This is a genomic window from Candidatus Arthromitus sp. SFB-mouse-NL, assembly GCF_000709435.1.
GTDB lineage: Bacteria > Bacillota > Clostridia > Clostridiales > Clostridiaceae > Dwaynesavagella.
Map to the genome: position 1 here is coordinate 40,560 of NZ_CP008713.1, position 12,558 is coordinate 53,117.

Sequence of the window (12,558 nt, forward strand, 5' to 3'; positions counted from 1 at the left end):
TATGGATAATAATTCTTTATACACTAAGTATAGACCTGTTAAGTTTAAAGATATATGTGGTCAGGAAAATGTGTCTAGTATATTGAAGAATCAAGTCAAATCGCATAAATTTTCTCATGCATATTTGTTTTCTGGAATAAGAGGTACTGGTAAGACTACTTGTGCAAGAATTTTTGCGAAAGCTATAAATTGTATAAATAACGTTAATGGTGAGCCGTGTTATGAATGTAGATCTTGTAATTCTACATATGAAATTCTTAATATAGTTGAGCTAGATGCTGCATCTAATAATAGTGTAGATCAGATTAGAACACTAGTTGAAGAATTAAGATATTCAAATTTTGTAGATGGATATAAAGTTTATATTTTAGATGAGGTTCATATGCTCTCAATAAGCGCCTTTAATGCGTTACTTAAGAGTTTAGAAGAGCCCCCATCAAATGTTGTTTTTATTTTATCGACAACTGAAATAAAAAAGATACCTAAAACGATTATATCTAGATGTCAGAAATTTGAGTTTAAGAATATAGATAATAAAAACATAATAGATAGACTAAAATACATAGTTGAAAGTGAAAATATAAGTATTGATTTCGAGTCAATTTCATTAATATCTAAATTAGCTGATGGGTCTATGAGGGATGCTATAAGTATTTTGGAGAGAGTGATGTTGTCAGCTGATAATATTACATTTGAGCATTCTCGGAGGATTTTAGGTATTACATCTAGTGAGATGATATTCGATATTATAGATAATTTAAGATTAAATAAGTTAAATAAGATTCTTTTAATAATATCAAAAATATTTGAAGATAGTCTTAATATTAAAAGTTTTATTAATGATTTCAGAAATGTATTGAGAGATATTATGTTTTTAAAAATAAACAAGGAAAATTTAAACATATTAATTGAAAAAAATAGTTTAAATATAAAGAATATTATGGCTATATCAGAAATTTTGGATTTTGATTACATATATATGGTTTTAAGTGAATTAAATAAAATAAATGACATGAGAAATTTAAGTGATATTGAGTATAGAGTTTATTTAGAGATGCTTATAGTAAGAATCGTATATGATGGTGGAGAATCTTTGTTAAACAAATCAGGTTTTGATTTGCAGAGCGAAGTAAAAAAATCTGATTTTAATGATACTGCAAATAAAAATATTAAATTTGATAAATGGAATGATTTTTTAAAGTATCTCAAGATGAATAAACATATGGTTCTATATTCTCTTTTGACTAATGGAGATTTGAAGGATATGAGTAGTGATAGTATTGTTTTTAAGTGCAATACAGAGGGAATATTAAATAGATTGAAAAAGAGAGATACACTTAGGGAAATTAAAACAAATTTGTTTGATTTTTTTGGAGGTAGTATAGAATTTGAGTTATTTTTCTCAAATGAAGTTGAGGAAGACAATATTCAACATAAGTTAAAAGGTTATTTTGGTGATGAGATAGAAATACAAAACAAGTAGTAATAGTATTAATGATTTAAGAAAGGAATGATTTGTAATGAAAGGATTTTCAGGTGGATTTGGTGGAGGAAATATGAATAATTTATTTAAACAAGCCCAAAAGTTGCAAAAAAATATGGAAGAAACAAAGAAACAATTAGAGGAGATGGAGTTTGAATCTACATCTGGAGGTGGGGTTGTTTTTGTTAGAATGAATGGAAAGAAAGAAATAATCGATTTAAAATTAAAGCCAGAAGTGGTTGATCCAGATGATATTGAAATGCTACAGGATTTAATAATAAGTTGTATAAATGATGTATATAAAAAAGTAGACGATGAAACTAATAGAGAAATGTCCAAATTAACTGGTGGTTTTAGTATACCAGGATTTTAATAAAATTAGGTTTAGGTGGGTGTATACTCGCCTTATTTTATTTTTAAATTATGGGGGTAAATATGATAGAGTATCCAGAGTATATACAAAAAGTTGTTAGTGAGTTTTCTAAATTACCTGGAATAGGATATAAGACAGCTATAAGATTAACCATGCATATTTTGAATAGAGAAATAAATGAGATCAATGAATTTTGTGATTCTGTAAAAAAATGTAAAGAAAAATTAAGATATTGTGAAAAATGTAATAATTTTTCTGATGATGATATTTGTTTGATTTGTAAGGATACGAGTAGAGATAAATCTACAATTTGTGTTGTACAAGATGTAAAAGATGTTTATGCATTTGAGAAGATAGGAAGTTATAAAGGGTTATACTATGTGTTGCACGGATTAATATCTCCTATTAAAGGTATCGGTCCGGATGATCTTAAGATAGAATTGTTTGTTAAGAGAGTAAAAGAAGAAAAGATAAATGAAGTTATATTAGCGACAAACCCAACTCTCGAGGGAGAGGCAACTAGTATATATATATCAAAATTGTTTTCAAATGAACAGAAATTAACTAGATTAGCATATGGAGTGCCTTTAGGAAGCGATTTAGAATATGTTGATGAAATTACTTTAAGTAGAGCTTTAGATTTTAGACAAAGAATTTAGGTAAAATGTGTAGAAAGGTATTGACATGGTGGTATGAAGTTTGGTAATATGAGTGAGTTGGCTGTGGGACAGCCAGGAGGAAGGTTAGATGGATTATAGATCATTGACAATTGGATAGGGAAAAGGAATGAAGAGAAGAAGTCAACGTTAATTTTGAGAGACTGGGAGAAGGATAAGAGTTTGATCCTGGCTCAGGACGAACGCTGGCGGCGTGCCTAACACATGCAAGTTGAGCGGAGATATATGGAGCTTGCTTTATATAGCTTAGCAGCGAACGGGTGAGTAACACGTAGATAATCTATCCTATACTGGGGGATAGCCCGATGAAAGTTGGATTAATACCGCATATAGCTATATAGTTGCATGATTATGTAGTGAAAGATTTATTGGTATAGGAGGAGTCTGCGGCACATTAGCTAGTAGGTGAGGTAAAGGCTTACCTAGGCGACGATGTGTAGCCGGTCTGAGAGGATGAACGGCCACAATGGAACTGAGACACGGTCCATACTCCTACGGGAGGCAGCAGTGGGGAATATTGCACAATGGGGGAAACCCTGATGCAGCAACGCCGCGTGAGTGAAGAAGGTTTTCGGATTGTAAAGCTCTGTTAGCAGGGAAGAGGAAGGACGGTACCTGCAGAGGAAGCCACGGCTAACTACGTGCCAGCAGCCGCGGTAATACGTAGGTGGCAAGCGTTGTTCGGAATAACTGGGCGTAAAGGATGCGTAGGCGGTTAAACAAGTTATATGTTAAATATATAGGCTTAACCTGTAGAAAGCATATAAAACTGTTTAACTAGAGTGCAGGAGAGGTAAGTGGAATTCCTAGTGTAGCGGTGAAATGCGTAGAGATTAGGAAGAACACCAGTGGCGAAGGCGACTTACTGGACTGTAACTGACGCTGAGGCATGAGAGCATGGGGAGCAAACAGGATTAGATACCCTGGTAGTCCATGCTGTAAACGATGGGTACTAGGTGTGGGTTGTGAATAACAATTCGTGCCGTCGCAAACGCAATAAGTACCCCGCCTGAGGAGTACGATCGCAAGATTAAAACTCAAAGGAATTGACGGGGACCCGCACAAGCAGCGGAGCATGTGGTTTAATTCGAAGCAACGCGAAGAACCTTACCTAAACTTGACATACCTTGAATTACCTTGTAATGAGGGAAGCTCGCAAGAGCAAGGATACAGGTGGTGCATGGTTGTCGTCAGCTCGTGTCGTGAGATGTTGGGTTAAGTCCCGCAACGAGCGCAACCCTTGTTGTTAATTGCTAACAGGTTAAGCTGAGCACTTTAGCGAGACAGCCTAGGTTAACTAGGAGGAAGGTGGGGATGACGTCAAATCATCATGCCCCTTACGTTTAGGGCTACACACGTGCTACAATGGTGAGAACAGAGAGAAGCAAGCTAGTGATAGTGAGCAAAACTTATAAAACTCATCTCAGTTCGGATTGCAGGCTGAAACTCGCCTGTATGAAGATGGAGTTGCTAGTAATCGCGAATCAGAATGTCGCGGTGAATACGTTCCCGGGTCTTGTACACACCGCCCGTCACACCATGAGAGTTGGCAACACCCGAAACCTGTGGGCTAACCATATAGGAGGCAGCAGTCTAAGGTGGGGTCAGTGATTGGGGTGAAGTCGTAACAAGGTAGCCGTAGGAGAACCTGCGGCTGGATCACCTCCTTTCTAAGGAAAGAAAGAAGTGGATAACTTTTTTCCTATTCAATTGTGAGTGACCTATAATTGGAAGGTTACTTAAGGATATAGATCTTTGAAAATTGTATATAAATAGTAAAGATGCGAAAGGTAGCAAGTTAAATTATTAGCAATAGTAATTTAAGAGCTGGAAGAATATAGAAAGAAAAATAGGTCAAGCTACTAAGAGCGCACAGAGGATGACTTGGCATCAGGAGCTGATGAAGGACGTGATAAGCTGCGATAAGCTACGGGTAGACGCAAATAGTCATGGATCCGTAGATTTCCGAATGGGGGAACCCACATAGTGAGAGACTATGTATCTAGTAATGAATTAATAGTTATTAGAAGGTAGACGCAGGGAACTGAAACATCTAAGTACCTGTAGGAAGAGAAAGAAATATCGATTCCCTAAGTAGTGGCGAGCGAAAGGGGAAGAGCCCAAACCCAAGGAAACTTGGGGGTTGAGGGGGTCTATAATTGAGAGAGTAGGTTAGATGAATATAGATGGAAATCTAAGCCGAAGAGTGTAATAGCCACGTAATTTAAAACTGAAATTGAGAGAGACTTACCCAGAGTACCACGAGACACGAGGAACCTTGTGGGAAGCAGGGTGGACCACCACCCAAGGCTAAATACTACCTGATGACCGATAGAGGAGTAGTACCGTGAGGGAAAGGTGAAAAGAACCCCGGGAGGGGAGTGAAATAGAACCTGAAACTGTGTGCTTACAACCGCTCAGAGCACGTAATATGTGTGATGAGGTGCTTTTTGTAGAACGAGCCAACGAGTTACGATGTGTAGCGAGATTAAGGTCTTAAGGACTGTAGTCGAAGAGAAATCGAGTGTTAATAGCGCGAATAGTTGCATGTTGTAGACCCGAAACCGGGTGACCTATCCATGATCAGGTTGAAGCGAAGGTAAAACTTCGTGGAGGACCGAACCACGTTGGTGTTGAAAAACCATGGGATGAATTGTGGATAGCGGAGAAATTCCAATCGAACTCGGAGATAGCTGGTTCTCCCCGAAATAGCTTTAGGGCTAGCGTTAATACATAGAATATAGGAGGTAGAGCACTAAATGGGCTAGGGGCCGTAAGGTTACCGAACCTTATTAAACTCCGAATGCCTATATTTGTTTATTAGCAGTCAGTCTAAGAGTGATAAGATTCTTGGACAAAAGGGAAAAAGCCCAGATCACCAGCTAAGGTCCCAAAGTATGAGTTAAGTGGTAAAGGATGTGGAGATTCTAAGACAACTAGGATGTTGGCTTAGAAGCAGCCATTCATTTAAAGAGTGCGTAATAGCTCACTAGTCGAGAGTTTCTGCGCCGAAGATAAACGGGGCTAAAACTCATCACCGAAGCTGTGGAATGGAAACATTGGTAGGGGAGCGTTGTATAAGAGTTGAAGCTAAAGCGGGAGCAATAGTGGATTTTATACAAGAGAGAATGTTGGCATAAGTAGCGAGAATTAGGTGAGAATCCTAATGGTCGAAAGCCTAAGGTTTCCTGGGGAAGGTTCGTCCGCCCAGGGTAAGTCGGGACCTAAGCTGAGGTCGAAAGGCGTAAGTGATGGATAATCGGTAGATATTCCGATACCACTAATTATTGATTGATCGATGGAGGGAAGCAGAAGGATAGGATAGCCAACAGATGGAGGTTGGTCTAAGAGAAGAGATAGCATGTAGAGGCAAATCCATATATGCGATTAAGTTGATTCTTTATGGGGAGACGAATGAGTTGAAGTATCTGATTTCACACTGACGAGAAAAACTTCTAGGTAGATAATTAGTGCCCGTACCACAAACCGACACAGGTAGGCGAGGTGAGAATCCAAAGACCAGCGGAAGAATTGCAGTTAAGGAACTCGGCAAATTGACCCCGTAAGTTAGCGAGAAGGGGTGCCATAGAGATATGGTCGCAGAGAATAGGCCCAAGCAACTGTTTATCAAAAACACAGGTCTCTGCAAAAGCGAAAGCTTAAGTATAGGGGCTGACGCCTGCCCGGTGCTGGAAGGTTAAGGGGAGCTGTTATCGTAAGAGAAGCAGTGAACTTAAGCCCCAGTAAACGGCGGCCGTAACTATAACGGTCCTAAGGTAGCGAAATTCCTTGTCAGGTAAGTTCTGACCCGCACGAATGGCGTAATGACTTGGGCGCTGTCTCAACTGCAAATCCGGCGAAATTGTAGTGCAAGTGAAGATGCTTGCTACCCGCGATTGGACGGAAAGACCCCGTAGAGCTTTACTGTAATTTAGCATTGAGTTTTGGTAATATTTGTACAGGATAGGTGGGAGACTGGGAATCTAGATCGTCAGATTTAGAGGAGTCGATGTTGGGATACCACCCTGATATTGCTGAAATTCTAACTGGGATCCATGAACTGGGTACAGGACACTGTTAGATGGGCAGTTTGACTGGGGCGGTCGCCTCCAAAAGAGTAACGGAGGCGTTCAAAGGTTTCTTCAGAAGGGATGGAAATCCTTCGTAGAGCGTAAAGGCATAAAGAAGCTTGACTGCGACACCTACAAGTGGAGCAGGTACGAAAGTAGGACTTAGTGATCCGGTGGTACCTCGTGGGAGGGCCATCGCTCAACGGATAAAAGCTACCTCGGGGATAACAGGCTGATCTCCCCCAAGAGTTCACATCGACGGGGAGGTTTGGCACCTCGATGTCGGCTCGTCGCATCCTGGGGCTGAAGTAGGTCCCAAGGGTTGGGCTGTTCGCCCATTAAAGCGGCACGCGAGCTGGGTTCAGAACGTCGTGAGACAGTTCGGTCCCTATCCGTCGCGGGCGCAGGAGATTTGAGAGGAGCTGTCCTTAGTACGAGAGGACCGGGATGGACTAACCAATGGTGAACCAGTTGTTCCGCCAGGAGCACGGCTGGGTAGCTAAGTTAGGAAGGGATAAACGCTGAAGGCATCTAAGCGTGAAGCCCACCTTAAGATAAGATCTCCCATAGCGTAAGCTAGTAAGACCCCTTGAAGAACACAAGGTTGATAGGTAAAAGGTGTAAGTATGGTAACATATTTAGCTGATTTATACTAATAGGTCGAGGGCTTGACCAAAATTAGCAATATATTATTTATATACAATTTTGAGAGATTAAAATATTTCTCAATATCTGGTGATTATAACGTGTAGGCAACACCCCTATCCATACCGAACAGGAAGGTTAAGCTACACTGTGCTGATGGTACTATAGGGTTACCCCTATGGAAGAGTAAGTCATTGCCAGTTGGTTCGTTAGCTCAGGTGGTAGAGCACATGACTTTTAATCATGGTGTCCGGGGTTCGAGTCCCCGACGAATCACCAATTTTAAAGAGGTAAGTTTTTACCTCTTTTTATTTGTTTCTGTATAATTCTATTTTTAATATATTATTTTTTAAATTTACTTTGACATAATCTGTCATAACTCCTATTAATGATAATTCGCAATCCACATCAGATTCTCCTGTTAAATTCCAATAATATTCTTCCATTTCTGAGCACCTTGGCACATTTAAAAGTTTATTGATTAATTCAAGTTTGGATTTTTCTATATTTATTTCGCTAGCCTCCATAATTATTATTGTTGTAGATTCTCTGTTTTTTATGTTTAGATTTATATCTTTTGCTCCATATCTATATGCTAATAATATAAGCTCTTCAGCTATTCTAGTATTTCTTTGTCTTGCGTGTTTCATTTAAATATCTCCCTTTTTAAAACCATCTATTATTGGAATTAGTATTATTGCAAGGATACCCGCAATAAATCCATTATTATATAAGTTGATTCCACCACTTAAATGTCCAATATATTTCATTAATATTAGATGTAAACATCCAGTTATAAAACCTATTATTATCCCGAATTGACCTGATATTGGAGCGAGAGCTGTTGAACCTAAGCTTGTTAATATTGTTGTTGGTGTATTTAATTGTATATTGCTTATGTACGCTGTGAATGATACTCCAAGAACTAAAGGGATTGTGTTTAGTGGATGTTTTCCAATTGCTCCAAAACCAATTATGCAAAATAATAGTGCTATTGTAGGTCCATTTAAATCACCATTTACTATGACTATATATGATAAAAATATGATACCAAGTATACCCATATTTAGATAGGAAGAATTGCCATACATTAAGTAAAAGTCTGTTATAGTTCTACCTGAGTGTCGTAATATATTACTTAGTTTTGATAAATGAAATTTTTTAATTCCAAGAGATGTTAAAAATATTATTAAGCTGATTACTAAAAATAGTGAAATGGTTTTATATTCAGTACTCCATAATAAATTTTGTTTAATTTCTATTCCAAAATAATTGAGTATTGATATAATTAATACAGTGATTAATCCATTTGCAAATCCAACATTGTATAAATTATATCCTTGATGCATTTTAAGTGTAAATTTAGCCAACGGAGGTAGTATCATACCTATTAATATAGAAATTGATATGGAAAGTAATAGAGTTATATAAGAATTAAGATTTAATATTTCAAACAGTTCACTAGAGATTGGAGAGAGAGATGTAGATAGAGTTGCAATGAGTACATAGTTAGAAAAACTGTCTTTTTGAATTTTAGAATATAAGTACACTCCTATTATTGTGGGCCAAATATTTATAAAATTTTTGCCAACCATCGAGAATCCAAGTGTTAACCACAATGACATTATCATTGATCCATTTGGTTTTGTTTTATTAATTTTATATATCATTAAAATTAATAATGAGGTTATAGATGCATTTAATAGAGTTGCTCCAATACCACTTACATACATATAGTCTGTAAGAAGTATGCTACGAGTGGTAATAATTTTTTTTATACCTATAAAAAGATCTTTATATGGTGTGCTGAATATTCCAACGAGTCCTATAAATAAGAAAATAATTAGATGTATAATGTATACATCTAGACATTTTTTATTGAATTTTAATTTGTAGTTCATTTTTCCATGCGACTAATTATTTGTTTTAATATTAGATAAGAATTTTTTGATGCATCTTTCAAAAATTTATAGAATTCATCTCCAGCAATATTACCACCATTGTCTGATATTGATCTTATAATTATATATGGAATATTATTAAGATAACATGTTTGAGCTATTGCAGCGCTTTCCATTTCACAGGCAAGTGCGTTAAATTCATTTTGTAGTTTATTTGATATTTCATCGTTAGATATAAATTGATCTCCAGTTATTATTCTTCCTATGTGGAATTTAAAATCAGCTTTATTTTTAGAAATATCTTCACATATAGATTTAGCTAATTCCACTAAGTAACCATCACATTTAAATGAATAGGTACCAATGTTAGGTATTTCTCCTAATTTATATCCAAAATTACAAATATTGACATCATGTTGTATTAGATCATTTGCAATGACAACATCTTTAAATTTAATATTCTTATTAATTCCGCCTGCAACACCGCTATTTATAATATGTGTACATTTGAATTCAGAAATTAAAATTTGTGTACATATAGCTGAATTAACTTTACCAATTCCACAAATAACTCCAATGATTTTCTTTCCATTTAGATTTCCTGAGATAAACTCTAAATTTAATTTTTTGATTATTGATTTGTCTTTTATATCATTTGATATGAGTTCAAATTCTTCTTGCATAGCACATACTATTCCTATTTTCATTATTATCCTCCTTTAATTATTTTTAAATAAATTATAATAAAATATAGATTGTATATACAAGAAAAATATATTTTATGTTAGAATATGCAAGTAAGAATTTAGTTTGTAGAGGTGATTATTGTATGATTCAACATGGGCTATCGAGAATGGAATTAATTATAGGAACTGGAGCGTTGAAAAATTTAAGGAGTAAGAAAGTTGTTGTATTAGGTCTTGGTGGAGTTGGATCTTATAGTGTTGAGGCTTTAGCAAGGGCTGGTATAGGAAATATTGTTATAGTTGATGATGATACAGTTTGTTTGACTAATTTAAATAGACAACTTCATGCTATTTATAAAACAATTGGTAAATTTAAGACTAGTGCTATGAAGGAAAGAATTGAAAGTATAAGTAAAAAAATTCATGTTACTGAAATTATAAAGACAGTTAGTAAAGATAATATAGCAGATTTTATAGAAAGTGAAGTTGATTATGTTATAGATGCCTTAGACACAGTGACAGCAAAGATTGCATTAGCAGAATATTGTGAAAAAAACAATATTAATTTGATTAGTTGTATGGGAACTGGCAATAAACTGGATCCAACTAAATTTAAGATTGCAGATATATATGAAACCAAAAATTGTCCCTTGTGTAAAGTTATGAGATATGAACTTAGAAAAAGGGGGGTAAAAAAGTTAAGAGTAGTTTTTTCTGAAGAGATACCGAAGAAACCTAAAATGAATGAAGTGGTTAATTGTATGACGGGATGTGTATGCAATTATGATAATGGAAGAAGTTGCACTAATAAAAGACAAATACCTGGAAGTATTTCATTTGTTCCACCAGTAGCAGGATTTATATTAGCAGGAGAAGTTATTAATACATTTTTAGACAAAGAATTTAGGTAAAATGTGTAGAAAGGTATTGACATGGTGGTATGAAGTTTGGTAATATGAGTGAGTTGGCTGTGGGACAGCCAGGAGGAAGGTTAGATGGATTATAGATCATTGACAATTGGATAGGGAAAAGGAATGAAGAGAAGAAGTCAACGTTAATTTTGAGAGACTGGGAGAAGGATAAGAGTTTGATCCTGGCTCAGGACGAACGCTGGCGGCGTGCCTAACACATGCAAGTTGAGCGGAGATATATGGAGCTTGCTTTATATAGCTTAGCAGCGAACGGGTGAGTAACACGTAGATAATCTATCCTATACTGGGGGATAGCCCGATGAAAGTTGGATTAATACCGCATATAGCTATATAGTTGCATGATTATGTAGTGAAAGATTTATTGGTATAGGAGGAGTCTGCGGCACATTAGCTAGTAGGTGAGGTAAAGGCTTACCTAGGCGACGATGTGTAGCCGGTCTGAGAGGATGAACGGCCACAATGGAACTGAGACACGGTCCATACTCCTACGGGAGGCAGCAGTGGGGAATATTGCACAATGGGGGAAACCCTGATGCAGCAACGCCGCGTGAGTGAAGAAGGTTTTCGGATTGTAAAGCTCTGTTAGCAGGGAAGAGGAAGGACGGTACCTGCAGAGGAAGCCACGGCTAACTACGTGCCAGCAGCCGCGGTAATACGTAGGTGGCAAGCGTTGTTCGGAATAACTGGGCGTAAAGGATGCGTAGGCGGTTAAACAAGTTATATGTTAAATATATAGGCTTAACCTGTAGAAAGCATATAAAACTGTTTAACTAGAGTGCAGGAGAGGTAAGTGGAATTCCTAGTGTAGCGGTGAAATGCGTAGAGATTAGGAAGAACACCAGTGGCGAAGGCGACTTACTGGACTGTAACTGACGCTGAGGCATGAGAGCATGGGGAGCAAACAGGATTAGATACCCTGGTAGTCCATGCTGTAAACGATGGGTACTAGGTGTGGGTTGTGAATAACAATTCGTGCCGTCGCAAACGCAATAAGTACCCCGCCTGAGGAGTACGATCGCAAGATTAAAACTCAAAGGAATTGACGGGGACCCGCACAAGCAGCGGAGCATGTGGTTTAATTCGAAGCAACGCGAAGAACCTTACCTAAACTTGACATACCTTGAATTACCTTGTAATGAGGGAAGCTCGCAAGAGCAAGGATACAGGTGGTGCATGGTTGTCGTCAGCTCGTGTCGTGAGATGTTGGGTTAAGTCCCGCAACGAGCGCAACCCTTGTTGTTAATTGCTAACAGGTTAAGCTGAGCACTTTAGCGAGACAGCCTAGGTTAACTAGGAGGAAGGTGGGGATGACGTCAAATCATCATGCCCCTTACGTTTAGGGCTACACACGTGCTACAATGGTGAGAACAGAGAGAAGCAAGCTAGTGATAGTGAGCAAAACTTATAAAACTCATCTCAGTTCGGATTGCAGGCTGAAACTCGCCTGTATGAAGATGGAGTTGCTAGTAATCGCGAATCAGAATGTCGCGGTGAATACGTTCCCGGGTCTTGTACACACCGCCCGTCACACCATGAGAGTTGGCAACACCCGAAACCTGTGGGCTAACCATATAGGAGGCAGCAGTCTAAGGTGGGGTCAGTGATTGGGGTGAAGTCGTAACAAGGTAGCCGTAGGAGAACCTGCGGCTGGATCACCTCCTTTCTAAGGAAAGAAAGAAGTGGATAACTTTTTTCCTATTCAATTGTGAGTGACCTATAATTGGAAGGTTACTTAAGGATATAGATCTTTGAAAATTGTATATAAATAGTAAAGATGCGAAAGGTAGCAAG

The 12,558-nt window shown here is 37.5% G+C and carries 7 protein-coding genes, 1 tRNA gene and 4 rRNA genes; 9 read left to right on the forward strand and 3 right to left on the reverse strand.

Annotated features, from left to right (window positions below; translation table 11 throughout):
• Position 1 precedes the first annotated feature (1 nt).
• The 7 genes from dnaX (at position 2) to SFBMNL_RS00230 (ending at position 7,527) form a co-directional block, all read left to right on the forward strand.
• Positions 2 to 1,483 (forward strand): DNA polymerase III subunit gamma/tau, encoded by a 1,482-nt coding sequence (gene dnaX, locus SFBMNL_RS00200; RefSeq protein ID WP_042293921.1) that lies wholly within the window; start codon positions 2 to 4, stop codon positions 1,481 to 1,483.
• 37 nt (positions 1,484 to 1,520) lie between these two features.
• Positions 1,521 to 1,856 (forward strand): YbaB/EbfC family nucleoid-associated protein, encoded by a 336-nt coding sequence (locus SFBMNL_RS00205; protein ID WP_042293922.1) that lies wholly within the window; start codon positions 1,521 to 1,523, stop codon positions 1,854 to 1,856.
• Positions 1,857 to 1,918: 62 nt separating this feature from the next.
• Positions 1,919 to 2,515, forward strand: a complete 597-nt coding sequence (gene recR / locus SFBMNL_RS00210; protein WP_007440366.1) for a recombination mediator RecR — start codon at positions 1,919 to 1,921, stop codon at positions 2,513 to 2,515.
• 168 nt (positions 2,516 to 2,683) lie between these two features.
• Positions 2,684 to 4,203: ribosomal RNA gene (locus SFBMNL_RS00215) — 16S ribosomal RNA — on the forward strand.
• 182 nt (positions 4,204 to 4,385) lie between these two features.
• Positions 4,386 to 7,279: ribosomal RNA gene (locus tag SFBMNL_RS00220) — 23S ribosomal RNA — on the forward strand.
• A 55-nt stretch (positions 7,280 to 7,334) separates the two neighbouring features.
• Positions 7,335 to 7,451: ribosomal RNA gene (gene rrf / locus SFBMNL_RS00225) — 5S ribosomal RNA — on the forward strand.
• Together the 16S, 23S and 5S rRNA genes with 1 tRNA gene alongside form the textbook arrangement of a ribosomal RNA operon.
• A tRNA-Lys gene (locus tag SFBMNL_RS00230) sits at positions 7,452 to 7,527 on the forward strand.
• A gap of 29 nt (positions 7,528 to 7,556) precedes the next feature.
• Here SFBMNL_RS00230 and SFBMNL_RS00235 read toward each other — a convergent pair.
• The 3 genes from SFBMNL_RS00235 to SFBMNL_RS00245 are packed head-to-tail and all read right to left on the reverse strand — an operon-like array spanning position 7,557 to position 9,856.
• A complete protein-coding gene (locus SFBMNL_RS00235; protein ID WP_042293923.1) occupies positions 7,557 to 7,898 on the reverse strand; it encodes a hypothetical protein in 342 nt (113 codons plus the stop codon).
• Positions 7,899 to 9,149 (reverse strand): DUF1576 domain-containing protein, encoded by a 1,251-nt coding sequence (locus SFBMNL_RS00240; RefSeq protein WP_042293924.1) that lies wholly within the window; start codon positions 9,147 to 9,149, stop codon positions 7,899 to 7,901. It abuts the gene before it with no gap.
• Positions 9,146 to 9,856: a 5'-methylthioadenosine/adenosylhomocysteine nucleosidase gene (locus SFBMNL_RS00245; protein ID WP_042293925.1), complete on the reverse strand. Its 711-nt coding sequence runs from the start codon at positions 9,854 to 9,856 to the stop codon at positions 9,146 to 9,148. The genes SFBMNL_RS00240 and SFBMNL_RS00245 overlap by 4 nt, the downstream gene beginning before the upstream one ends.
• A 122-nt stretch (positions 9,857 to 9,978) precedes the next feature.
• Between SFBMNL_RS00245 and SFBMNL_RS00250 the strand changes: the two genes are divergently transcribed.
• Positions 9,979 to 10,746 carry a tRNA threonylcarbamoyladenosine dehydratase gene (locus SFBMNL_RS00250; protein WP_042293927.1) on the forward strand — a complete coding sequence of 256 codons (768 nt, stop codon included), beginning with the start codon at positions 9,979 to 9,981 and terminating at the stop codon, positions 10,744 to 10,746.
• Positions 10,747 to 10,910: 164 nt separating this feature from the next.
• A 16S ribosomal RNA gene (locus tag SFBMNL_RS00255) occupies positions 10,911 to 12,430 on the forward strand.
• Positions 12,431 to 12,558: the final 128 nt, after the last annotated feature.